23 protein-coding genes are annotated in these 23,593 nt (G+C 63.3%); 12 read left to right on the top strand and 11 right to left on the bottom strand.

The window, feature by feature from the left end:
- Positions 1 to 27: 27 nt before the first annotated feature.
- Positions 28 to 255, top strand: a complete 228-nt coding sequence (locus BUB20358_RS00550; RefSeq protein WP_006766738.1) for a hypothetical protein — start codon at positions 28 to 30, stop codon at positions 253 to 255.
- Positions 256 to 289: 34 nt separating this feature from the next.
- Here the strand turns inward: BUB20358_RS00550 and BUB20358_RS00545 are convergent, their stop codons facing one another.
- Positions 290 to 871 carry an undecaprenyl-diphosphatase gene (locus BUB20358_RS00545; RefSeq protein WP_035974854.1) on the bottom strand — a complete coding sequence of 194 codons (582 nt, stop codon included), beginning with the start codon at positions 869 to 871 and terminating at the stop codon, positions 290 to 292.
- A gap of 425 nt (positions 872 to 1,296) precedes the next feature.
- Here BUB20358_RS00545 and BUB20358_RS00540 point away from each other — a divergent pair, with 425 nt between their 5' ends.
- The 4 genes from BUB20358_RS00540 (at position 1,297) to BUB20358_RS00525 (ending at position 4,615) form a co-directional block, all read left to right on the top strand.
- Positions 1,297 to 2,037, top strand: a complete 741-nt coding sequence (locus BUB20358_RS00540) for an acetoacetate decarboxylase (protein WP_035974851.1) — start codon at positions 1,297 to 1,299, stop codon at positions 2,035 to 2,037.
- 51 nt (positions 2,038 to 2,088) lie between these two features.
- On the top strand, positions 2,089 to 2,874 hold the full coding sequence (locus BUB20358_RS00535) for a 3-hydroxybutyrate dehydrogenase (RefSeq protein WP_006766735.1): 786 nt from the start codon (positions 2,089 to 2,091) through the stop codon (positions 2,872 to 2,874).
- Positions 2,871 to 4,088 (top strand): DUF3734 domain-containing protein, encoded by a 1,218-nt coding sequence (locus BUB20358_RS00530; protein ID WP_035974849.1) that lies wholly within the window; start codon positions 2,871 to 2,873, stop codon positions 4,086 to 4,088. The genes BUB20358_RS00535 and BUB20358_RS00530 overlap by 4 nt, the downstream gene beginning before the upstream one ends.
- 62 nt (positions 4,089 to 4,150) lie before the next feature.
- Positions 4,151 to 4,615 carry a hypothetical protein gene (locus BUB20358_RS00525; RefSeq protein WP_035974846.1) on the top strand — a complete coding sequence of 155 codons (465 nt, stop codon included), beginning with the start codon at positions 4,151 to 4,153 and terminating at the stop codon, positions 4,613 to 4,615.
- A 144-nt stretch (positions 4,616 to 4,759) separates the two neighbouring features.
- Here BUB20358_RS00525 and BUB20358_RS00520 read toward each other — a convergent pair whose 3' ends face one another.
- Positions 4,760 to 5,689, bottom strand: a complete 930-nt coding sequence (locus tag BUB20358_RS00520; protein WP_035974843.1) for a LysR substrate-binding domain-containing protein — start codon at positions 5,687 to 5,689, stop codon at positions 4,760 to 4,762.
- Positions 5,690 to 5,807: 118 nt separating this feature from the next.
- On the opposite strand from BUB20358_RS00520, the gene BUB20358_RS00515 reads away from it, so the two are divergent.
- On the top strand, positions 5,808 to 6,893 hold the full coding sequence (locus BUB20358_RS00515) for a tartrate dehydrogenase (RefSeq protein WP_035974841.1): 1,086 nt from the start codon (positions 5,808 to 5,810) through the stop codon (positions 6,891 to 6,893).
- Between the two features lie 595 nt (positions 6,894 to 7,488).
- Here BUB20358_RS00515 and BUB20358_RS00510 read toward each other — a convergent pair.
- From BUB20358_RS00510 to BUB20358_RS00495, 4 genes are all read right to left on the bottom strand, one after another.
- Complete coding sequence (locus tag BUB20358_RS00510) at positions 7,489 to 7,968, bottom strand: nuclear transport factor 2 family protein (protein ID WP_035975404.1); 480 nt, start codon at positions 7,966 to 7,968, stop codon at positions 7,489 to 7,491.
- Positions 7,969 to 8,023: 55 nt separating this feature from the next.
- Positions 8,024 to 8,635, bottom strand: a complete 612-nt coding sequence (locus BUB20358_RS00505; RefSeq protein ID WP_006766730.1) for a TetR/AcrR family transcriptional regulator — start codon at positions 8,633 to 8,635, stop codon at positions 8,024 to 8,026.
- 589 nt (positions 8,636 to 9,224) lie between these two features.
- Positions 9,225 to 10,253: an L-threonine 3-dehydrogenase gene (gene tdh, locus BUB20358_RS00500; protein ID WP_006766729.1), complete on the bottom strand. Its 1,029-nt coding sequence runs from the start codon at positions 10,251 to 10,253 to the stop codon at positions 9,225 to 9,227.
- Between the two features lie 13 nt (positions 10,254 to 10,266).
- Positions 10,267 to 11,466, bottom strand: a complete 1,200-nt coding sequence (locus BUB20358_RS00495; protein WP_035974834.1) for a glycine C-acetyltransferase — start codon at positions 11,464 to 11,466, stop codon at positions 10,267 to 10,269.
- Positions 11,467 to 11,626: 160 nt separating this feature from the next.
- Here BUB20358_RS00495 and BUB20358_RS00490 point away from each other — a divergent pair, with 160 nt between their 5' ends.
- The 3 genes from BUB20358_RS00490 (at position 11,627) to BUB20358_RS00480 (ending at position 13,858) form a co-directional block, all read left to right on the top strand.
- Positions 11,627 to 12,238, top strand: a complete 612-nt coding sequence (locus tag BUB20358_RS00490; protein ID WP_006766727.1) for a helix-turn-helix domain-containing protein — start codon at positions 11,627 to 11,629, stop codon at positions 12,236 to 12,238.
- A 126-nt stretch (positions 12,239 to 12,364) separates the two neighbouring features.
- Entirely contained in the window at positions 12,365 to 12,742 is a 378-nt protein-coding gene (locus BUB20358_RS00485) for a DUF2471 family protein (protein ID WP_035974832.1), read from the top strand.
- 102 nt (positions 12,743 to 12,844) lie between these two features.
- Positions 12,845 to 13,858 carry a tyrosine-type recombinase/integrase gene (locus BUB20358_RS00480; protein WP_006766725.1) on the top strand — a complete coding sequence of 338 codons (1,014 nt, stop codon included), beginning with the start codon at positions 12,845 to 12,847 and terminating at the stop codon, positions 13,856 to 13,858.
- Between the two features lie 138 nt (positions 13,859 to 13,996).
- Here the strand turns inward: BUB20358_RS00480 and BUB20358_RS00475 are convergent, their stop codons facing one another.
- Positions 13,997 to 15,178, bottom strand: coding sequence for a DNA-binding protein (locus tag BUB20358_RS00475; protein WP_035974830.1), 1,182 nt, complete (start codon positions 15,176 to 15,178; stop codon positions 13,997 to 13,999).
- 1,817 nt (positions 15,179 to 16,995) lie between these two features.
- Here BUB20358_RS00475 and BUB20358_RS00470 point away from each other — a divergent pair.
- Complete coding sequence (locus BUB20358_RS00470) at positions 16,996 to 18,360, top strand: replication initiation protein (protein WP_006766723.1); 1,365 nt, start codon at positions 16,996 to 16,998, stop codon at positions 18,358 to 18,360.
- 179 nt (positions 18,361 to 18,539) lie between these two features.
- On the opposite strand, the gene BUB20358_RS00465 is transcribed toward BUB20358_RS00470, so the two are convergent.
- The gene (locus BUB20358_RS00465; protein WP_006766722.1) at positions 18,540 to 19,598 is read right to left on the bottom strand and encodes a ParB/RepB/Spo0J family partition protein; all 1,059 of its coding nucleotides are present in this window, start codon (positions 19,596 to 19,598) and stop codon (positions 18,540 to 18,542) included.
- A 23-nt stretch (positions 19,599 to 19,621) separates the two neighbouring features.
- Positions 19,622 to 20,284: a ParA family partition ATPase gene (parA, locus tag BUB20358_RS00460; RefSeq protein WP_006766721.1), complete on the bottom strand. Its 663-nt coding sequence runs from the start codon at positions 20,282 to 20,284 to the stop codon at positions 19,622 to 19,624.
- Between the two features lie 997 nt (positions 20,285 to 21,281).
- Between parA and arsC the strand changes: the two genes are divergently transcribed.
- Positions 21,282 to 21,638, top strand: a complete 357-nt coding sequence (arsC, locus tag BUB20358_RS00455) for an arsenate reductase (glutaredoxin) (RefSeq protein ID WP_006766720.1) — start codon at positions 21,282 to 21,284, stop codon at positions 21,636 to 21,638.
- 251 nt (positions 21,639 to 21,889) lie between these two features.
- Here arsC and BUB20358_RS00450 read toward each other — a convergent pair whose 3' ends face one another.
- Together BUB20358_RS00450 and BUB20358_RS00445 are read right to left on the bottom strand one after the other, a co-directional pair.
- The gene (locus tag BUB20358_RS00450) at positions 21,890 to 22,090 is read right to left on the bottom strand and encodes a zf-HC2 domain-containing protein (protein WP_006766719.1); all 201 of its coding nucleotides are present in this window, start codon (positions 22,088 to 22,090) and stop codon (positions 21,890 to 21,892) included.
- Positions 22,071 to 22,667 (bottom strand): RNA polymerase factor sigma-70, encoded by a 597-nt coding sequence (locus tag BUB20358_RS00445; protein ID WP_035975403.1) that lies wholly within the window; start codon positions 22,665 to 22,667, stop codon positions 22,071 to 22,073. Before BUB20358_RS00445 ends, BUB20358_RS00450 begins: the two co-directional genes overlap by 20 nt.
- Before the next feature lie 347 nt (positions 22,668 to 23,014).
- Here BUB20358_RS00445 and BUB20358_RS00440 point away from each other — a divergent pair, with 347 nt between their 5' ends.
- Positions 23,015 to 23,572: an NADPH-dependent FMN reductase gene (locus BUB20358_RS00440; RefSeq protein WP_006766717.1), complete on the top strand. Its 558-nt coding sequence runs from the start codon at positions 23,015 to 23,017 to the stop codon at positions 23,570 to 23,572.
- The last annotated feature ends 21 nt before the right edge of the window (positions 23,573 to 23,593 follow it).

Here is a 23,593-nt window from a genome sequence, read left to right as displayed (position 1 = left end):
CCGCAGCCCGCCCAGGAGCGCCAGGTCATGACAAAAGAAAGCCACGCTTCGCCTCTCCTCCGCCATCTGAAATTCGCCGGCTATTGCGGTCTCGCCGCCGTCGTACTCGCACTGTTCGTCGCGATGTGCGCAATCCTGAAGGAAAGCGCGCTCGAACGCGAAGCGGCGCGTCAACCGGCCGATACACCGGAACTGCACGATTCGTCGAGCGGCCCGTCCGCGACCGCCGAAACGACCAAAACGCCGCCCGGCTGACGCCGCGCGGGCCCGATCCGCCGCTTTCCGGCGATCAGGGCGCGCGCTCGCGGCCCATCATTACCGCGTGCACCACGTCGCCGATCCGCTCCAGCGGCTCGGTTACGCGTTCGCCGTACAGGTGCGCGGCCAGCGCGCCGGCCGTGCCGACCAGCACGCCGCCTGCCATGTCGAACGGCCAGTGCACGCCCGCATAGACGCGCCCCCACGCGATCGAGACGGCCATCGCCGCCATCACGTAGCCCGTCACTCGCGTCGTGCTGCCGAGCAGCAGGCCGACGGCAATGCTCCAGGCAAACGTCATGTGATCGCTCGGAAACGAGCTGTCCGGCGCATGCGGAATCAGCTGCGTGCCGACGCCGGCCATGAACGGGCGCGGCGAGAACCACACATGCCCGAGCGCCTGCGCGAGTGCGAGCGCCACGCATGCGCCCACGCTGGCTTCGACCGCCTGCCGTCGCGTCGAACGCTCGCCGAATATCCACGTCATCAACAGCATCGCGGGCAGCGCATAGACGAGCCAATCGGCCGCAAAAATCGCGATACGGGCGACGATCGCGTGCGGCGCAGCGCCGGCGTTGAGCGCGGAAAAAAGGGCGAGATTGAGGTTGTGCATGAATCGGCTTGCGTGAAACGTAGGGGGAATTCGACAGGCTTTATCGGCCACACCGGACAGATACGAACGCGCCGGGGCTCCAGCGATGCGTGGCGCGCCGAGCCCCGGCGAACGAACGCGCTTAGAACCCGCAGTGCAACACAAGTTCACGCGATTATCACAATTCGATTCGCCGTGCTCCTGAAAAAGCTCACCTGCCGTCCCGTAAAAGCTCACCTCCGTCTAAGCTGAACGTCATTCGCGCGTGCGACGATTCGGCTGCCGGCGCGATCCCGGCGCGCGCGCATCGCGTTCGTCAACATTTGCGTCGTCAATTCTTCAAATCGGGCAACAATTAATTCCCGATGCGGCATCGCACAACGACGACGCACAGGCATACGATTACGAGCAGTCGTCCACGAACCGATCCACAACGAGGAGTCCACATGAAGCCCAGCGATGTCAGATCGAAAGCGTTTGCGATGCCGTTGACCAGCCCCGCGTTCCCGATGGGTCCCTACCGTTTCGTCGATCGTGAGTTTTTGATCATCACGTATCGCACCGATCCGGCCCGTTTGCGCGAGATCGTCCCCGAGCCGCTGCAGGTGACCGAGCCGCTCGTGCATTACGAATTCATCCGCATGGCCGATTCGACCGGCTTCGGCGATTACACCGAAAGCGGCCAGGTGATCCCCGTCGAATACAACGGGCAGCCGGGCGGCTATACGCTCGCGATGTATCTCGACGATCACCCGCCGATCGCCGGCGGCCGCGAGCTGTGGGGCTTTCCGAAGAAGCTCGCGTCCCCGACGCTGCACGTCAACACCGACCACCTGCTCGGCACGCTGGACTACGGCAAGGTGCGCGTCGCGACCGGCACGATGGGCTACAAGCACAAGGAGCTCGACATCGCCGAACAGGCGAAACGTCTCGCCGGCCCCAATTTCCTGCTGAAGATCATTCCGCACGTTGACGGCACCGCGCGCGTGTGCGAGCTCGTGCGCTACTACATGCAGGACATCGTGATGAAGGGCGCGTGGACGGGCCCGGCATCGCTCGAACTGTCGCCGCACGCGCTCGCGCCGGTGGCCGATCTGCCGGTGCTCGAGATCGTCGAAGCGCGGCACCTCGTAGCAGATTTGACACTCGGCCTCGGCGAAGTCGTCTACGATTACCTGGCCCAGTAACACGTCCGCAATCCTTTCTCCCAGTCAATCCTTTCACCACGGGAATCCGAAATGAGCAACCTGAATGGCAAGACCGCCGTCGTCACGGGCGCCGCGAGCGGCATCGGCAAGGAAATCGCGCTGGAGCTCGCGAAGGCGGGCGCGGCGGTGGCGATCGCCGATCTGAACCAGGACGGCGCGAACGCAGTCGCCGCCGAAATCAACGCCGTGGGCGGCAAGGCGATCGGCGTCGCGATGGACGTGACCAGCGAGGAAGCGGTGAACAGCGGGATCGACAAGGTCGCCGCGACGTTCGGCTCGGTCGACATCCTCGTGTCGAACGCGGGCATCCAGATCGTCAACCCGATCGAGAACTACTCGTTCGCCGACTGGAAGAAGATGCAGGCGATTCACGTCGACGGCGCGTTCCTGACGACCAAGGCCGCGCTCAAGCACATGTACAAGGACGATCGCGGCGGCGTCGTGATCTACATGGGTTCGGTGCATTCGCACGAGGCGTCGCCGCTGAAGTCCGCGTACGTGACGGCCAAGCACGGGCTGCTCGGTCTGGCGCGCGTGCTCGCGAAAGAGGGTGCGAAGCACAACGTGCGATCGCACGTCGTGTGTCCGGGCTTCGTGCGCACGCCGCTGGTCGACAAGCAGATTCCGGAGCAGGCGAAGGAGCTGGGGATCAGCGAAGACGAAGTGGTGAAGAAGGTGATGCTCGGCAATACGGTGGACGGCGTGTTCACGACGGTGCAGGACGTCGCGCAGACGGTGCTGTTCCTGTCGGCGTTCCCGAGCGCGGCGCTCACCGGTCAATCGTTCGTCGTCAGCCACGGCTGGTTCATGCAATGAAGCCGCACGCCCGCACCGAAAAACAGGCCGTCGACGCGGCGGACCTGCAGCACGAAGCCGGCGCGCCGGCCGCCGCCCGCGCGCTGCCGTACGAAACGATCGCGCTCGTGCTGCAGGGCGGCGGCGCGCTCGGCGCGTATCAGGCCGGCGTGTTCGAAGGGCTGCACGAGGCGGGCATTCCGCTCGACTGGATCGCAGGCATCTCGATCGGCGCGCTCAACACCGCGCTGATCGCCGGCAATGCGCCCGAGCATCGCGTCGAGCGGCTGCGCGAGTTCTGGGAAACGATCTGTCAGCCGGCATTCTTTCCGGCGATGCCTGCCGTGTTCGAGTCCGCGCTGTTCAACAGCGTCGATCAGGTGCGCACGTTCTTCACCGCATCGCAGGCGGCGAGCGCGATGATGCAGGGCCAGCAGGGCTTCTTCGTGCCGCGCTTTCCGCCGCCGCTGCCGGGCGTGTCCGACCATCCGCAGAAGATCAGCTGGTACGACACGTCGGCGCTGCGCACGACGCTGCTGAAGCTGTGCGACTTCGACCGGATCAACTCGGGCGAGACGCGCGTGTCGGTCGGCGCGGTGAACGTCGGCACCGGCAACTTCGTGTACTTCGACAATTCGCGCATCCGTCTGCTGCCCGAGCATTTCATGGCGTCCGGCGCGCTGCCGCCCGCGTTCCCGCCGGTCGAGATCGACGGCGAGTATTACTGGGACGGCGGCGTCGTGTCGAACACGCCGCTGATGGAAGTGCTGCGCGCACGGCCGCGTCGCGATACGCTCGCGTTCCAGGTCGACCTGTGGAGCGCGCGCGGACCGCTGCCGCGCACGATGGCCGACGTCGCCGAACGCACGAAGGACGTGCAGTATTCGAGCCGCACGCGCTTCGTCACCGACACGCTGCAGCGCGAGCAGCGCTATCGGAACGTGCTGCGCCACGTGCTCGAGCAGGTGCCGGAAGCGCAACGCAAGACCGACCCGTGGTGCATCGAGGCCGAAGCGATGTCGAGCGGGAAGAAGTACAACATCCAGCATCTGATCTATCAGCAGAAGGCGTACGAGCATCACTACAAGGACTATCAATTCGGTCTGTCGACGATGCGCGACCATTGGTCCGCCGGCCTCGACGACATCCGCAAGACGCTCGCGGTCAAGGACGGCCTCGCACTGCCGACCAACGACGCGGGCTTCGTGACGCACGACATTCACCGCCGCCGGTAACGCCGTGTACGACGGCTCGGCCCGCGCTGCGTGTGCCGAGCCGTGCTTCATCCCGAATCGACATGCCGATTTTCGTTGCACTGTTCGCGCTCATCGCCGTCGGCTGGGGCGCGGTTCATCTGTTTCACGCGATCGCCGCGCAGTTCGGCCGGCCGATTGCGATCGCGGCCGCCGTGCTGGCCGCCGCGCTGCTGGTCGCGCTCGTCGCCCGGTGGATCAAGCGTCGCCGCGACATCGCACCGAACACGCGCGACGCAGGCTGGACGCACGTCGTGCAGCGCGCGTGGGGCGAGTTGCGCGTATCCGCCACCAAAGGCTTGCTGTGGCTGTCGCATGACGGCGCGGACGGCCGCTATACGCTGTCGCAGCTCGACGGCTGCGAAGCCGTGCCGATCGGCGGCCGCTGGCATCTCGTCGTGCGCGTACGCGACGCCGCGCGCGGCGAATGGAAGTTGCCGATGACCGACAAGCGCGATGCGCAGCGCTGGGCACGCGTACTGATGCTCGCGAAAGACAATCGGCTGTGATGTCGGCGCGCGTCGATCGCGCGGTCGCGTAGTTCGACGGTGAATGGCGAATGGTGAATGACGTCGCGCAGATGCGGCTCACGTTTCACCGTTTTGCGAGCCGCTCGTCACCCGTGGTCACTGCTCCCGTAAACGCTCACCTTTCTACGATCGCGCCGTATCGTCGCCTGCGGACGCATTCAGTTCCTTGAACGCGTCCGCCAGAAAATCGACGCACACGCGCACTTTCGCGGATGCCGCGACGCGCTCCGGATACACGGCCCAGATGTTCGCCGGCTGAATCGCGTCCGGCAGCACGCGACACAATGCGCGCCGCTCGATCAGCGGCCCGGCCTCCCAGATCGAGCGCAACACGATCCCGCGCCCGGCGAGCGCCCATTGCACCGCGACTTCGCCATGATTCGTCGACAGCGCGCCGCCGACTTTCACCGTCGCCGTCTCGCCGCGCACGTTCAGCCGCCATACGCCGAACGGATGGTCGCGCTCCTTGATCGCCAGACAGTCGTGCGACGCGAGATCCGCGAGCGAACGTGGCGTGCCGCGTCGCGCAAGGTAGTCCGGCGACGCGCACAGCACGCGGTAATTCGCGGCGAGGCGGCGCGCGATCAGATGATCGGCGACCTCGTCGCCGATCCGCACGTCGAGGTCGTAGCCTTCGCCTGCCACATCGACGAGCCGGTCGAACAGATCGAGCCGCACGTTCAGTTGCGGATAGCGCGCGGTGAAATCGAGCAATGCGGGCGCGACGACATGCCGGCCGAAGCCGAAACTGCTCGAAATGCGCAGCGTGCCGCGCGGCACCGAACGCGTGGTCGACACGTCTTCGACGAGATGATCGACGTCGTCGAGGATTTTTTCGGCGCGCGCGTACACGCGCTCGCCGGCTTCGGTGACCGTCACGCGACGCGTCGACCGGTGCAGCAGCCGCGTGCCGAGCTGCGCTTCGAGCAACGCGATCCGCTTGCTGACGTACGCCGGCGACACGCCGAGCTGCTCGGCGGCCGCGCTGAAGCTCGCGAGGCGGACGACCACGCTGAACACGCGCAGGTCGTCGAGGTTCGGTGATTTATTCACGATTCGTGGAAAGTCGATTGACGTCCAGGCCGATTTTAATCCGAATGGAAACAAATAGAATGGCGTCGTGTTCCGCTGCCCACCCGCGGCAGCGACCCGATCAGCGAAGGAGAGTTGCATGAGCGACACGATTTACAAGATTGCCGTCATCCCCGGCGACGGCATCGGCCGCGAAGTGATGCCGGAAGGCCTGCGCGCGCTCGAAGCCGTCACCGCACGCTTCGGCATTCGCTTCGACTTCCGTCACATCGATTGGGCGAGCTGCGACTACTACGCGCAACACGGCCAGATGATGCCGGACGACTGGAAGGCGCAGTTGTCCGGCATGGACGCGATCCTGTTCGGCGCGGTGGGCTGGCCCGCGACGGTGCCCGATCACATTTCGCTGTGGGGTTCGCTGCTGAAGTTCCGGCGCGAGTTCGACCAGTACATCAACCTGCGGCCCGCACGCCTGTTCGACGGCGTGCCGTCGCCGCTCGCCGGCCGCCGCGCCGGCGACATCGACTTCATGATCGTTCGCGAGAACACCGAGGGCGAGTATTCGTCGGTCGGCGGCACGATGTTCGAAGGCACCGAGCGCGAAGTCGTCGTCCAGCAGTCGATCTTCACGCGTCACGGCACGGAGCGCGTGCTGAAGTTCGCGTTCGAACTCGCGCAGCGCCGCGACAAGCGCGTGACCGTCGCGACGAAGAGCAACGGCATCGCGATCAGCATGCCGTGGTGGGATGCACGTGCGGCGGAAATCGCGCAACGCTATCCGGACATCGCCTGGGACAAGCAGCACATCGACATCCTGTGCGCGCGTTTCGTGCTGCAGCCCGATCGCTTCGACGTCGTCGTCGCGTCGAATCTGTTCGGCGACATCCTGTCCGACCTCGGACCCGCGTGTACGGGCACGATCGGCATCGCGCCATCGGCGAACCTGAACCCCGATCGCACGTTCCCGTCGCTGTTCGAGCCGGTGCACGGCTCCGCACCGGACATCGCCGGCCAGGCCATCGCGAACCCGATCGCGATGATCTGGTCGGCGGCGATGATGCTCGACTTCCTCGGCAACGGCGCGGGACGCGAACGCGAAGCGCACGACGCGATCGTCGCCGCGATCGAGGACGTGCTGCGCACCGGGCCGCGCACGCGCGATCTCGGCGGCAACGCGGGCACGCGGGAAATCGGCGCAGCGATCGCGGCGCGGATCGCAGGCTGAGCGCAGATTGCCGTCGGTGCGCGATGCGTACGGGTTGGAGCGCGCTTTGTCCGACATGGCTGCATGCGGATCCGAGCCGTCATGCTTGACGGTGAGCGTCGTGATCGGCGGTTGCGCACCCGTCACGTTTCAGCTCGGATGACGGGGAACTTCGGCTACGGTGAGATGGCTGAGATGCGCGACGCGGCCGCATCGAGCGTACGCGTGAACGCGACCACGTAGCTGCATGAGTGGGTGAGTTGCGCGCCATGATTGCTTGCACCGATGCGCGAGCGATGCGGGTGTTTCGAACCGTGCATCGAATAGCTCTACATCGATGCGCTCGCGTGTGTCGTGCTCAATTCGCCGGACGCCATTTGCGTGCATGCGCATCGAGCGTCGCGCTTGTCGTGTTCGCCGCGTGCGCATCGATGCGCGCACGCCGTTACGAATCGAATGCCGGATCGGTGCGTGCATCGATACAGCACGACCCGGCATCGCCCTTCTCCCGGAAAACCTCACCTTAGGGTGCCGGCTCCCGTATTTCCTCACCTTGGAACCGAACGGTGCGCTCAGCGCTGGGTCGAGCGCGCACCGTTCGCATCGTCGACTTGCATCAAAGCCCGAGATCGGACAACCCCGGATGATCGTCCGGACGACGTCCGAGCGGCCAGTGGAACAGACGGTCCGCGTCGCGAATCGGCAGATCGTTGATGCTCGCGTGACGGCGCGCCATCAGCCCGTTTTCGTCGAACTCCCAGTTCTCGTTGCCGTACGAGCGGAACCAGTTGCCCGCGTCGTCGTGCCATTCGTATGCAAACCGCACCGCGATGCGATTGCCGCCGAACGCCCACAATTCCTTGATCAACCGGTAATCGAGTTCGCGCGTCCATTTCCGCTGCAGCAGGCCGACGATTTCGTCGCGGCCGGTCACGAACTCCGCACGATTGCGCCATCGGCTGTCGGGCGTATAGGCGAGCGACACGCGTTGCGGGTCACGCGTATTCCACGCGTCCTCGGCGGCACGGACCTTCTGACGCGCCGTCTCGAGCGAAAACGGCGGAACGGGCGGGCGGACTTCGGGGGAAGCGGACATCGGATGCTCCTGTTCAGGGTTCTGGCTGCGGACCTTCACAGCCGGTTCGGATTCGCTACTTCGACGACCGCGATGCGGCGTCGAGCAGCAGTTCGGCCGCAGCGCGTGCATCGCGCGCGGCATGTGCATCGCCGCTGACCAGCGCGACGCCGATTGCACCGTCGATCAGCACCAGCCATTGACGCGCGAGACGGGCGAGCCCGCGGCGATCGATTCCCGCTTCGTTCGCATACGCATCGAGCCGCTCGCGCACGAACGCCAGCAAGCGCTCCTTGTGCACACGCGCGATCACGCGCACCGGATCGTCGGCATCGGCAATCTCGCCGGACGTGTTCAGGAATGCGCAGCCGTGAAAGTCGGGTTGAGCGAACCAGTCGCGCAGCGTGTCGAACATCGCGAGCAACTGCGCACGCGGCGACTTGCCGCATGCAAGCGTCGTGTCGACGAACCAGCGCATCCAGCGCTCGTCGCGACGTTCGAGCGCAGCGACGACGAGCGCCTCTTTCGACTCGAAGTGCGCATAAAAGCTTTTTCGCGCGGCACCGGACCGCTTCACGATCGCATCGACGCCTGTCGCATGGATGCCGCCGGAATAGATCAGCGCTTCAGCCGCATCGAGCAGCCGGTCGCGTGCGTTCGGTTCGCCGGAATGGTCACGTGTGTTCATGCGCGATAAGGTAGAACGATCGTTCTCCGCCGTCAACGGCTTTTTTGAAATCGCGGTCGGCGTCGGCGCCGCGCGTTCGGGGGACGCTTCGTCGCGTTTGGGTCGTTGCCGGCAAAAAGACGAAGCAGGGCAAGCGAGCTGGGTGACGGGAAAGTGCGGTTGTGCGGAACGGAGCGGTGCGGTGCGCAACGCATGAAGAGTGGGGAGTGAAAAAGAGGAAGGCGTGTGACCGGCACAGGTGAGTGACGCGAATGCGCGAACGCATTTCACCGATGCAGTTGGACGAATCGAATCGTGTCAGCCGCCCCAACGGACGACGCATCGACGTGCCGCGAACGGATGCCTATCGACACAACGCTAAGCGCTACGCCCTGCGGCACCTCGGTCACCGAGCAACGTGCGCTTCGACGTTTCGTTGGCGTGCCCGGCCGGTCGCGCGGAAGTACGATCGGGGCGGCCGCTCTATCGATGGAAGCGACTCCCGAATAATCTCACCTTACGTCGGGAATCGAGCCCCCGCCGAGCTTTTGAATCCGTACTCCGGTAAAGCCGGAGCGCGCGGCGAACCGTCCGCGCGCCCCGCCGGCACTCAGACCGTCCAGTCGAGAATCACCTTGCCGCTTTCACCGGACAGCATCGCGGCGAAGCCCTTCTCGTAATCGTCGGCCGCGAATCGATGCGTGATGATCGGCGACAGGTCGAGACCGCTTTGCAGCATCGCGACCATCTTGTACCAGGTTTCGAACATTTCGCGACCGTAGATGCCTTTGATCTCGAGCCCCTTGAAGATCACCTGGTTCCAGTCGATCGCCGTCTGCGCAGGCGGAATGCCGAGCAGCGCGACCTTGCCGCCGTGATTCATCGCCTCGAGCATGTTCGTGAACGCGCTCGGCACGCCGGACATTTCCAGCCCGACGTCGAAACCTTCGGTCATGTGCAGGTCGGCCATCACGTCGCGCAGCGATTCGCGCGAAACGTTGACCGCTCGCGTCGCGCCCATCTTGCGCGCGAGTTCGAGCCGGTAATCGTTGATATCGGTGATGACGACATTTCTCGCACCGACGTGCTTGGCGATCGCGACGGCCATGATGCCGATCGGACCGGCGCCGGTGATCAGCACGTCTTCGCCGACGAGATTGAACGACAGTGCCGTATGCGTCGCGTTGCCGAACGGATCGAAGATCGATGCGAGATCGTCGGAAATCTCCGGCGGAATCTTGAATGCGTTGAACGCGGGAATCGCCAGATACTCGGCAAACGCGCCTTCGCGGTTCACGCCGACGCCGATCGTGTTGCGGCACAGATGCCGGCGCCCCGCACGGCAGTTCCGGCAGAAACCGCACGTGATGTGGCCTTCGCCGGACACGCGATCGCCGATCGCGAAGCCGCGCACCTCCTGACCCATCTCGACGATCTCGCCGACATACTCGTGGCCGACGTGCATCGGCACGGGAATCGTCTTCTGCGCCCAGTCGTCCCACTTCCAGATATGGATGTCGGTACCGCAGATCGCGGTGCGACGGATCTTGATCAGCACGTCGTTGTGGCCGACTTCGGGCCGCTTCACGCGCGTGAGCGTGAGGCCGGGTGCGCGTTCGAGCTTTGCCAGTGCTTTCATGGTCGCGCCTCCGTCAGACGATGCCGAGCGACTGGCCGACGCGCACGAACGCGGCGACCGCCCGATCGATCTGTTCCGGCGTATGCGCGGCGCTCATCTGCGTGCGGATGCGCGCGCGACCGCGCGGTACGACCGGGAACGAGAAGCCGATCACGTACACGCCTTCGCCGAGCAGCCGGTCGGCCATGTCCGTCGCGAGCTGCGCATCGCCGAGCATCACCGGGATGATCGGGTGCGCGCCGGGCACGAGCGTGAAGCCCGCTTCGGTCATTTGCTCGCGGAACCGTACGCCGTTCTCGCGCACGCGCGCGCGCAGCTTCGCGCCTTCGTCGCTGCCGAGCAGTTCCAGCACCTTCAGCGACGCCGCGGCAATGCTCGGCGTCAGCGTGTTCGAAAACAGATAGGGGCGCGAGCGCTGACGCAACAGCTCGACGATCTCGCGACGCGCGGCGACGTAGCCGCCCGACGCGCCGCCGAGCGCCTTGCCGAGCGTGCCCGTGATGATGTCGACACGGCCTTCGACGCCGCAGTGCTCGGGCGTGCCGCGACCATGCGTGCCGATGAAGCCGACCGCGTGCGAATCGTCGACCATCACGAGCGCGCCGTAGCGATCGGCCAGATCGCAGATGCCCTTCAGGTCGGCAATGATGCCGTCCATCGAGAACACGCCGTCGGTCGCGATCAGCTTGTGGCGCGCGCCGGCGGCGTCGGCTTCCTTCAGCTTCGCCTCGAGATCGGACAGATCGTTGTTCCGGTAGCGATAGCGCTTGGCCTTGCACAGGCGGATGCCGTCGATGATGCTCGCGTGGTTCAGTTCGTCGCTGATCACCGCATCGTTCTCGTCGAGCAGCGTCTCGAACAATCCGCCATTCGCATCGAAGCAGCTCGAATAGAGGATCGTGTCGTCGGTACCGAGAAACGCGGCGAGCGCGCTCTCCAGCTGCTTGTGAACGGATTGCGTGCCGCAGATGAAGCGCACCGATGCCATGCCGAAGCCGTCCTGATCGAGACCGGCCTTCGCTGCAGCGATCAGGCGCGGGTCGTTCGCGAGCCCGAGATAGTTGTTCGCGCAGAAATTCAGCACGCCGGCACCGCCGGCGAGCTGCACGGCCGCCGCCTGGGGACTCGCGATCTCGCGCTCGGTCTTGTAAAAACCGTCCGCGCGGATCTGGTCGAGCGTCCCGCGCACGTGGGCGAGAAAGGCATCACGCATCGCAAAGCTCCTGACAGGAATTCGCAATCCGTCGACACCGCTCGTGGCGGCTGCGCGACGGGCTGCTACTGTTATAGTCGGTCGTTCGATTGACCGCATTTATCCGATATTCCGAACCTGAATTCGAAATACCGAACAACTCTAAGCGAACGGAATTCAAATGGCAAGTTCCTCCGGATCGCGGCGCACGCCGGCGAGCGCCGTGCCGCAGCCGCCGGCCACCACGCCGCCGCGCGTCGGCGAGCAAATCCAGCGCCTGCGCAACGAACGCCGGCTGACGCTCGACGACCTGTCGCGAGCGGCCGGCGTATCGAAGTCGATGCTCTCCGAAATCGAGCGCGACAAGGCCAACCCGACGATCGCGGTCGCGTGGCGGCTGACGAACGCGCTCGGCATCACGCTCGACGAGCTGTTCTCGCAGCCGAAGACGCCGGAGACGATCCGCGTCGACGGCCCGCACGACATTCCGACGCTCGCCGGACATGACGGCCGTTATCAGCTGCGCGTGTGGGGGCCGATCGATCTCGCCGGCAAATTCGAGTGGTACGAACTCACGCTGCCGGCTGGCGGCGCACTCGTATCGAACGCACACGAACCCGGCACGCGCGAGCACCTCACCGTCTTGCAGGGCGCGATGGAAATCGAGGCCGCCGCGGCGAGCCGGCGCCTGAAAGCGGGCGACACCGCGCGCTATCCGGCCGACGCGCCGCACGCCATCCGCAATCCAGGCAAGGCCGAAGCGCGTGCACTGTTGATCGTGATCCATCGCTGAAGGCGTGCATAGTCGGCCGAATGGCCAGTTGCGCGGAGTACTGTATGTTTGTACAGTATACGGACATTCCGCCATGCACGGGCTGGGCGCCGTACCGAAGCCCGCCCCGGCCGACAGGAGCCTGCGATGACAGAAGAACAAGATTTGGCCGCGCTCAGCTTCAAGGCTGCAGCGCACGACCTCGAACTGATCGTTCGCCATATTGCCGAGCGCTACATTCGTCAGCGTGTGCCGCTGACATGGCGCCTGCTGCACGCAATCGAAGCCGAGGCGCTTGCCGATCTCGGCTTCGCGAGCCGACACGAGGCCGGCATGCGTCAATTGTTCGAGCGACCGTCCGACATGACGTTTCCTGAGACCGACGATCCGATCGACTTCGGCCGCTCGAACGCATTGCCCGCCGTCTTTTCGTTTGCCGTGCTCGCTTACGAAGCGGCAGCGAAGGCGGACGAATCGGCGCCGCGCAAGCGCGTCCGACGCGTATCCCATGCGTGGGGCGATTGATGCGTCGAACGGAACACCGCGTGCGGCGCGTTGCTCCGTCATCCCGTTGACCGCCATGTTGCGGAAAGGGCTACCATTCACGCAACTAACGGAACAAATAAAATGTCCCTTCCTTTACCCCCCGATACGCCAGTTCGCCCGGAAGAAAAGGATCTATTCGACCGCGGCGCTGCAGACTGGCTGTTGTCGCCCGAAACCGCGTTCGATGCGTGGCTGGCAATGCAGGACTATCGCCGTTCGTCGGCCGATGTCTATCGCGCTCAGTGGGGCGCCTTTCTCGCGTGGCTGCGCACGCACGGAAAGAATCTGGCGACGGTCGACACCGCGTCGATCGCCAACTTCGTCGGCGAACTGCCGATCCGCAAGACGCAGCGGATGCGCTATCTGAGGCTGATCGAACGCGTGCTCGATCATATTCGCCGGACTGAACTTGCATCGATGAATCCTGCGCGCTTCATCGCTCAGGATGGCGAAGCGGACTGGCGCAACGCACGCGACAACGAACCGACCAGCTTTCTGACGCCCGCCGAGCGCGCGAAGCTGCTCGCCTATCTGTTTTCTCCGATCGGCGTGTCCGGTTCCGCGTACTGGAAAGAGCGGCGCGACCGCGCACTCGTCGCCGCGTTTCTCGGCGCCGGCGTGAAAACCGGCGAAGCGCGCGTACTCACGATTAGTTGCATCAATACGAGCGGAACGTCACTGCTGATTCCGTCGACGCATCCGGATTTCGCGCGCGAAGCTCACCTCGCGTCGTTCGCGATCGCGCTGCTCGAAGCGTGGCTCGTGGAACGCAAGCGCCAGGAAATTGCCGGTGACTTGGTATTTCCCGCGTCGCATGCGGGGCGGCCGATGCACAAAGCGACGATGCTGCGTGCAATCGACGCCATCGTCGAATCGGCAGGGCTCACTTCGTCTCGCACCGCGCGAGCGAGTCCGCAAACGCTGCGCAATACGTACGCAGCCGAATTGTTCGAACATGACGTGCCGCCGGAGCGGGTCGGCAAATGGCTCGGCTTCATGCGGCCAATCTCGGCGAGCCGGCTGCATCGTGCGTGGAAAAACTGGCGAGAGGGACTCGCTAACGGTGACGCACCGGACGACGTCGAAACTCACTGATTCCGCCTTGGCGCTCACGCCGACGGAGCCGTGAGCCGCCTTGTGCGGTAAAGCCTCACCGTTTAACGGCTCCTGAAAAACCTCACCTGTCGGTTCCCGAATTGCCTCACCAGTGAAGATGAGGCATCGAGCCATCGCTCACGCGCGGGCAAACCGGGTGATCGCTTCGAATCGGGACGGCCACGGTCCGGACGCATGTTCGCATTCCGGACACGACACTTCGAAACCGTCGTCGCCGCGTGACAGCTCCGGTTCGCCGTCGCAGTGCGGGCACTGGTTGGGTATCGGTGTGTCGGCATCCAGCGCAGTGCCGATGGTGGCAAACGCGTCGGCGTCCAGCTGGCCAGCAGCCGCCAGGCGCCGAATCAGCGCAGCAATTTCAGGACTGACGCCGCGGCTGGCACGTAGCGCGTTAAGGTCGCGCGTCGCTCGCTCGAGTTCGTCGCTCTGGCTGCGAAGTTGCTCCTCGAGCCGGTCGGCGCGTGTCTTCGCGGAGCTCAGCTGCTGGAGGAAATCGAATTCCTTGCGCTGTACGTCCCGCAAGCCGTTCTGATAAGTCGATGCCATGCTGCGCAACGAGTCGAGTTCGACCAGCATCGGTTTCACTCGACGCTCGGCTTCGGCCACCGCGTCCTTGATCTGCTGCGCATAATGCTCGGTGCGCTGCTGCAGTTCCGCCTGCAGTGCGTCGATGCGGTCGCGCAGCGCTGCGTTCTGTGCCTGCTCGGCGTCGAGGCGGCTCGCCGCAGCGGCCAAGTCCTTTTCCTGTCGCGCGACCGTAGCGGCAAGAGTCGCTTCGTTTGCCGAACCGTGCATCGTCTGCGATGCCAATTGAACTTCGAGTTCGGTCACACGCGCCTGCAATTGCTCGTTTCGCGCTTCGCTGCGCGTGAGCGCAGCTTCGAGCGTTTCCTGACGGACGATCGCCTCGCGTAACCGCTGCTCTGCAGCAGCGACATCGGCGCGAACCTGTTCGCGGTCGACGTCGAGACTGTCACGAGCCGCTTTCAACGCTTCTTCATATAGCGAACCCAATAGCGCAGCCGCCTTTTCTTCCACCGCCTTCGGGATAGCAGCGCCGTCGAGCCTGATCTTCGACGCGGAACGAATGCGCTCCCAGAAGTGATCGATGTCCTTCGGGATGTCGCTGGCACTGCCGGTTTGCGTCAAGTCGCGAACGTTGGCGGCGGACGGGCGAATGCCGAGGTCGAAGAACAAGCGCTTGCATGCATGCAACGACAACTCCTGGCGGCGGGCGCCGCTTGCACGCAGCGCTTCCAGTTCGTCCCGAATGACTTGGCGCATCTCGTCCAGGGTCATGACACGGCTCTCTGACATAGAAACGTTGCAATCATAACGAAATACGTAATCCTCGCTACTTTTTTATGCAACGCGTGGCAAATTTGCGTCACCGCTGCGTGGCGACCGGTTCTGTGGCCCGTCCGAGGAAAGGCGCGCTTCAGATTCCGTGAAACAAAACGAAGAAGGTGCGGTAAGTCATTGTTATCTAAGCATTTCTACACACGCGGTCAGAAATCGCACTTGTTTCACATCGCGAACGTCGCGGCGGGATCGGTGTGCTGGGCAAGGCTTTCTGTGGAAAACTCGGTGGCGAATGTCTTGAGAGTATTAGAAGTAAACACCCTTGAACCCTTAGTTAAAAACGTTAACGCCACCGCACAGCCTTATCCAGCACGGTTTTCCGGCCGATAAGGTGAAGTTTTACGGGATGCAAGGTGAAGTTCTACAGGAGCCGACGTGATGGGGTTCGGGGAGCATCGTGAGCCGCTCCGGGATAGGTCGTGAGCGGATTCAGGAGCACAGCGAAAACACGGGATTCTCAAAGGTGAGCGGTTTCGGGAGACCACGGTTCCCGAGGCCGCGTCATGTCTGCCTGCACAGTTTTCTGCCTGTGCAGAGAACGGTGAGAACTTACGGGAGCCTCTTCCCGCCCCGATTTTGCCCATTTTTTAGGCGTTTTTCTGGAAAGGTGAGGTTTCTCGGGACTCCACGGCGATTTGGCGTGAGGATTTTCGGGACACAACGTCGGTTTTGCCCGATTCGAACTTGTAGGAACGCTCCCGGAGCTATGTAAGGTGAGGTTTTTCGGGAGTAAAAACGGGAAGTGGTCCTTCGAGTAGCCGTTGAGGTGAGGTTTTTCGGGAAACATGTCGTTCACGGGACCACGCGGTATAGGTGAACGTTTTCGGGAGACCGTTTTGCACCGAAATGACTCACAGGTGAGACTTTTCGGGAGCTCGCCGTCGCTGGTATCGCTGAAAAGCCCGTTGGCGTGGGGCGAAATTCCTTTGTTGCTGTTCACCTTTTGCGCACAGGTGAGCGTTTTCGGGAGCCGTGAGACCCAGGTTTCAGCACGAACCGCCACGGAAAGGTGAGAGTTTCCGGGAATGGGTCGTGAGTGACGGCGATCGGACCGGGATGCGTAAGTATCGGAAGCCATTGGCGTTTTCTCTGTCGCGGCGGATTGCCGGTGAGACTTTTCGGGAGCGGGCGGCGTGTCTGCTGCAACGTGGCTTTTTCAATAGGTGAGGTTTTTCGGGAGACTGTAGCAGCGGATCCCGCATGCGTTGGGGCGTTCGCGGATCCTCCACCGGACGAACGCTCAGCATAAAGGTGAGCGTTTTCGGGATTCGACCGATTGAGCACGGTACAATGCGCGCCCGGCATGGTTGCGTGATGTACAGGCCGTTGAGTTGCGGGACTGTCTTCCGGGCAATTGCCCGACTTGCCGGCGCGAGTGTGCTGACGGACCAGTCGTGCTGTACATGCATACAGATGGGCTGGGCCGCTGTTTCCGCGCAGATGAATTGCAAGTCGAATGCGCGTTTTGCCTGTGCATGCGCAGTCGCAAAATTACGACAAAACGAAAGGTGAGCCGATACGGGAATGCATTACGCACGTATCGGGCACAGGCGAAATTCTGTGAGTCGGCGCATCCCGCAACACGTCTGGACGAGTCGGGAACCCAGCAATTCCAGACCGGTGAGGATTTTCGGGAGCGCTTCGGGTGAGTGCGGCATCGTCCGCGTCGATCACCCGCTATGGTGAGCATGTCGTTCTGGACGCGCATCACCACAGGCGCTATTCTTCCGTGAAACTTCTCCTCGACCCGACGCATGGCCACCAAGCGCGCCAAGAAAACCGATGTGGATGTGGTGAGTGCCAGTTCAGCCGAATTGCGTAAGGCCGTCGAGGCGATCGCGATTCAGCCGAAGAGCGGCAAGATCACCCTCCTGACCCGCAAGCTGTTCAATGTCCTGCTCGCCGTCGCGCAGCAGGCCGACGACTCGGGCGACACGTATCGCGCGCTGTTGTCGGATATCGTCGCCAATTCCGCGTTCGATTCGAACGACACTGCGCTCGTGAAGGAGCACCTTCGCCGCATGGTGTCGGTGCAGGTCGAATGGAGCACCGGCACGTCGAGTCAGAAGCCCGGCCGCAAGTGGGGGATTTCGACGCTGATTGCGGACGCGGAAATTCTCGAAGATCCGGCCACGCGCCGCGTATGGGTCGAATTCTCGTTCGCGCCGAAGATCAAGAAGAAACTGCTCGACCCGGTGCAATACGCGCGTCTGAGCCTGCAGTTCCAGAGTCAGCTGCGCAGCAGCGCCGGTCTCGCGCTTTACGAGATCTGCGTGCGCTACCTGACGAACCCGAGCCACTTGACGATGCGTGAGCCGTGGGAATGGTGGCGGCCGATCCTGTCGGGCACGCCGGACACCGAAGCTGGCGACGAGGCGAAGCGCGAGTACAAGTATTTCAAGCGCGACTATCTGCGTCCGGCGATCGCGGAGGTCAACGCGGTCACCAATATCTTCGTGGAACTGATCGAGCATCGCGAAGGACGGCGTGTCGCGGAAATCCAGTTTCGCGTGACCGAGCGCAAGCAGCCGATGCTCGCGCTGGACGAGCATCCGAACGTGTTCGACAGCACGCTGGTCGACCGGATGGTGAAGCTCGGCATTCCGCTGAAGGAAGCGCAGACGCTATACGCGGACAGCGAGGAGAATCGCATTCGCGCGGCGCTGCAGATGACGGAACAGCGGATGCGCAGCACGACGCTACCGCCGGTGCGCAGCGCGGCGGCGCTGTTCAAGGACGCACTGAAGAAAGGCTATGCGCCGCCGGTCGAGTCGGTCGACGCGCTGCCTGCCGGCGCGCCGTCCATGAAGGCCGCAGCGGCCCAGCCGGACGATCTGAAGGCGCGTTTGCTTAGCGAATTCGCGGCGTTCCGCCGCAAGGAAGCGAAGGCGCTATACGAGGAGCAGGGCGACGCGGAACGCGAAGTCGCGCGCGAATCGTTCGAGTCCGAGGTGCTGCCGACATTGGGTTCGCATCTGCGCGACGACTGGCGCAAGCGCGGCCTCGATTCGAAGCTGGCCGAGACGGCATTCTTCGACTGGTTGGCGCTGAAGACTTGGGGCGAGCCGACCGACGGCGATCTGCTGTCCTTTACGCTCAGTCAATCGCGCGCCGCCTGAGGACTGACGCGGCGGTTTGACGAGTTCGTTTGGCCGGACCATTCGGTTGACTCACGGCCGGCAATGTACTTTCCCGAGTGATCGATGCAATCGCGGGCCGCGGGCTCCCTTCGGCTCCGGCTGGCGAACTGCTGTAAGGCTGGCCGGCATGCCGCATCGGCCGCCGCCGGCCGTTTCCGTCACTCCGACAACAGCATTCGCTCGAGCTGCTCGAGGATCGCATCGCGCTTCTCCTTGGGCAGGCCGCGCAAGCGCAATTCGATACGATCATCGCCGTACGACTTCAGATCGCCGACGGACTTGCCGTCGAACTTGATTTCCAGTCGCTGCGCGTAGCGCTGACGGCTGGCGGGCTTCGGCGTTTCCTGCGCGGCGACCCTCCCCTTGACGATGTCCGAGACCTGCCGCGTGCTCAGGTCGTCCGCCACGATCTTGTTGATCAGTCTTAACGTGGCCTCGGTGCCTCGCGCGCTGTGATAGCGGCCCACCTGATACGCCATGTTCGAGCCGAAGCGATCCGGTCGAGCGACCATCTCCTGCATGATCGCTTCGGGCAATTTGCCGATCGACAGCGCGACGGCAACCGTCGACTCGTCGAGGCCAAGATGTTCGGACAACTCCTTCTGGCTCTGAAACAGCTTGTCGTCGAGGAAGCGACGCCATACGACCGCATTGTCGAATACCGTCTGCGAATCGCGTTGTACGTTCAAGTCATAGCCGAGCTTGTAGCTCTGGATGCCGAGCGGCACGTCGATCACGATCGCCTTGACCGATTCCTTGTTCGCTTCCTTCAGCGCGCGTACGCGGCGGCCGCCGTCGCTGACGAAGTACGTGCCCGGATTGTCGTAATCGGGAATCACGTGGATCGCCTGCTGCTGCCCTTGCTTCGCGAGGTTGACGGCGAGTTCGGCAATCGACGATTTCAGATAGAAGTGTCGCGGATTGAACGGACTGTGCTTGATCGACTTCAGCGGAAGTTCAATCACTTGTCCGGGCGCGTAGCGGTTCTCGAGTCGCCATGCGCGATATTGCGGCGATTCGTCGATCGACGCGTCGAGGACGGTGTCCGAAACGGCGGACAACGTGCCGTCCTTCTTCGGGGCTTTCGTCGGTGCTGGCGTGGGCGCTTCCTTGACGAGTCCGTCGATGGCATTGAGTCGGTCCAGGGCCGTACGCTTCTCGCTCGTCGTGATATCCGGGCGCGCCTGGAATCCTTTTGCAAATTGGGAGGGCTTCATGTGAGTCCTTTATGCGCATAAAGTCAGGGCAGCATTGCGTCGATCTCGTCGGCGCATGCTCGGATTTCTGCAGCGGCTAGCTTCGCGCCGCGATCGTTCATCTGCAGCACTGTTTGGCCGAGCGCCATTGCCTGCTTGTAGGCTTCCCGAGTGGGAATCTGCGTCTTCAGCAGCGGGAAGCCGAGTTCCTCTAGTGCCCGCTTCAGTTCGCGGGTCAGCATGCGTTTCTCTTCGGTCTTGTTCAGCAGGAACACGGCACGGAGATCTTCGTTCATGACCTGCGCCTGCTGGATCAGCTTGACCAAGCCGACGCTCGACCAGTAGTCGGCCGGTGAAGAGGACGTCGGAATCACGGCGATCGACGCGGCGAGGAGGACGACACCGGACACCTTTTCGGTAATCGACGGTGGGCAATCGACGACGATGATGTCGTAGTCGTTGATGAACTTCTTGATTTCGCGATGGATCTGACCGCCGGCTTCGGCAAGATTGACGACCGGGAACGGGATACCGGCGTCGCTGTCGCCGGAGGCGCTCGACCAGTGAACCAGTGTGTTTTGACCGTCCGCATCGATGACGAGGACGCGCTTCCCTTTTTCATGGAATGCGGCGCCGAGATGCATGGCAATCGTGCTCTTGCCGACGCCACCTTTCTGTTGAGTGACTGCAATGATTTCTGCGGCCAATTTCCACTCCTGTTTTTGGTCGTTGGAATTCTACAGGACGATATTTATATTTCAATGAAGTTGTCGTTGAACCACTACGACGTTGGCCGTTCGGCCGATGGTTTATGCGCATAAAGGGACTGCGAGGCTCGGTAGCGACGGTGATCGTGATCGTTCTCCCGAACGGTAGCGCTCGTACTGGAGATCGGTGACGGAAAAGCCGGTGCAGCGCAACGCAACTCGATACGCGGAGAATGGGCCGCGCCGCTCTTTGACCTGCTACGTGAGTCCGCTCGAAGACGGCGTAAGGCTGGTTTGTACACGTTTGGCCCGTCGCCTGATACAACGATAAGCCCGCCGACGGCATGTTTTGGGTACCCGCCGATCGAGCGACGGTCCGAGATCGAAGACCTCACGATGGTGCTTCAGTGCGGCAGACCCTTCGCACAAGCGCCCGCATATCGGGGAACCATACATGAAGCGGTTCGTTGACCGGGGTATTTATGCGCATAAACCCGGCAGCCACGTCCTCGTGCTTGCAGCCGCGCCCGACGAATATGTCTGCCGACACACGTCGATCGCTCGACAGAAGTGGTGTATATCGAAACGGTCCCGAAGCTGGCCTGCTCAGCCTTCATCTTGACGAGCCGCGTTCCGGAACGCTCTCGTGACAGCTTTATGCGCATAAACCGCACGGATGCGTGCTGTGCCAGGCGCGAAGTCGCTGCACCATCCCAAAAGAGTAAGCAGCGGTTCACTCGTACGCGCCGATACGACGCATGCGGTTACACAGTCACCTTATGCGCATAAACACATCGCACCGCCGTCGAGCATCCCGCCGTGCCCGTGTCTCGCCACCAACATCGCGTCCGTAGCGCTACGCCAAGAAGGGCTGTAACGCGCCTTCAACTCCCGGCGCTTCTCCACACCGCGATGCCCACGGACGACTCGCCGCACGCCAAAGCCGCCTCGCATAGACTCGCTACAATACCGCCCTCTACTCTCCCACGTCCGAACGATGATCACGATCTACCACAATCCCCGTTGCTCGAAGTCCCGTGAGACGCTCGCGCTGATCGAGACGCTGAACACCGCCGGCGAGCCGCTGAATGTCGTCGAGTACTTGAAGACGCCGCTCACGATCGAGGAACTGCAAGCGTTGCACCGCCAACTCGGACGCCCGGTGCGCGACATGCTGCGCGACGGCGAAGAGCCGTACAACGCGCTCGATCTCGCGCGCGAGGATTTGACCGATGCCGACGCGTATCAAGCAATCGCGTCGCATCAGATCCTGTTGCAGCGTCCTATCGTCGTATATCGCGGCAAAGCAGCGATCGGGCGGCCGCCCGAGTCGGTGCGCGCATTGTTCGAATAATTATTTTTCGGCGTATTTTTCCTGGTTCACCGATCTTCTGCATCAGCACGGCTCGGTGAACCGGCTACCGCTCGGATAATTCCGCGGGGCTTACAACGGTACGATGGACGCCCTGAGAAATACCCGCCGCGATTCCGGTAGCCCATTTCGCCCAGCGTCGTCGAACAACGCAACGCATACGACGCGCCGTCTGACCTGCGCTATCCGACCAGCCTGCGAATCAACCCGCTGCCACCACGTCGACCCAAGCATCAATCCCGATCGTTCACCGTATCGCGCCCGGCCGCCGTCTTCGCCGCTACGCGCAGCACCGCTATTTGCCCGCGATACGCGCGGCATCCGCTACAAGTCGGCAGATGCACGCGCACCTGCAGGCGCTCGCCTAGCGTCAGCCGCCGATCGAGCGCATCCGACAGCAGGCGTGTCACATCCTTACATTTCCCCGGCAGCATCTTCGGTCGTGAGTCCTTTTTCGCTGAGGCAGGTGCGCAGGCGCGTGCGCGCCCGATACAGCAGCACGCTGCAATGATTGGCCGTCAACGTCAGTTCGCTGCAAATGTCGTCGATCTCGACGTCGAGGAATTCGCGCATCATGAACACGCGTCCGATTTGCTCCGGCAAATGGTCGAGACAGACCTGGAACAGCGTCCAGAACTGTCGCTGCTGCAACAGCGTTTCGGGACGCGGCCACGGCCGCGGCTTCGCGTGCGCAACCCAGTGCCCGTTTTCATTGAACAACTCGCGGTCGAGCGCCGCTTCGCCGTCGAGTTCCGCGTCGAGCGCGGACAAGCTCACCGTTCGCCGCCGCGCGCGCAGCACGTCGATCAGCTTGTTGCGCAGAATCCCGAACACCCATGTCTTGTGAGCGGACAGCCTTGCGAAGTCGCCGGCGTGCGACCACGCGGCGGCCAGCGCTTCCTGCACGGCGTCCTCCGCCGCGTCGGCATCGCGCAGCTGCAGCCGCGCGAAGCGCAGCAAGTCGTAGCGCAATTGCGCGAGATAGGCGGGATCGTCGTAGGCAGACGGCATGTCGGGCTCGAGGGCGGTATCGGCACCGCACGCATCGGACGCCGCGCGTCGCGGTGCGAGCAGCTTACTGGGCGCGATGCCGGTTCGCAACGCGCATTCGCTCGCCGGCTCGCTGAGCGGCTCGCCCCGCTGCGTTATGCTTGCCGCAGTCCCGCATCGTGCGGCCGCATCCTGTAACGTCGGAGCATAACGGCCGAGTTATCCACAATTTCTGTGGAAAACCTTGTGGAAAGTCGGCCGGATAGCCGCGTCGGACGGTTCGCGGGCTGGCCTGCCTATAAACAGACCTTTGTCGCCTGTATCGAAGCAATCGGTTCGATTCCTCACTCACCCGAAGGAGAAAAAGCATGTCCTATCGTGTTGCGGTCGTCGTCGGCAGCCTGCGTCGCGGTTCGTTCAACCGCGCGCTCGCGCATGCGGTGATCTCGCTCGCCCCCGCCGATTTTTCGTTCGAGTTCGTCGAGATCGGCGATTTGCCGCTGTACAGCCAGGATTACGATGCGGATTTCCCCGAAGTCGCGAAGCGCTTCAAGCAGTCGATCGAGGCGGCCGACGCACTGCTGTTCGTCACGCCCGAATACAACCGCTCGATTCCCGGCGTGCTGAAGAACGCGATCGACTGGGGCTCGCGTCCGTGGGGCTCCAATTCGTGGGCCGGCAAGCCGGGCGCGGCGCTCGGCACGTCGGTGGGTGCGATGGGCACCGCGCTCGCGCAGCAGCATCTGCGTAACGTGCTGTCGTATCTCGACGTGAAGATGCTCGGCCAGCCCGAAATGTTCATCAAACACGACCCGACGCGCATCGACGACGAAGGCCGGATCGTCAGCGACGACACGCGCAAGTTTCTGCAAGGTTTCGTCGACCGTTACGCCGACTGGGTTCGCTTCCTGAAGAAGCCGGCCTGATCGCGGCGCCCCGTCGCGCGC

Source organism: Burkholderia dolosa (assembly GCF_902499135.1).
Classification (GTDB): Bacteria; Pseudomonadota; Gammaproteobacteria; order Burkholderiales; family Burkholderiaceae; genus Burkholderia; species Burkholderia dolosa.
This window is presented reverse-complemented; position numbering and strand designations above follow the sequence as displayed.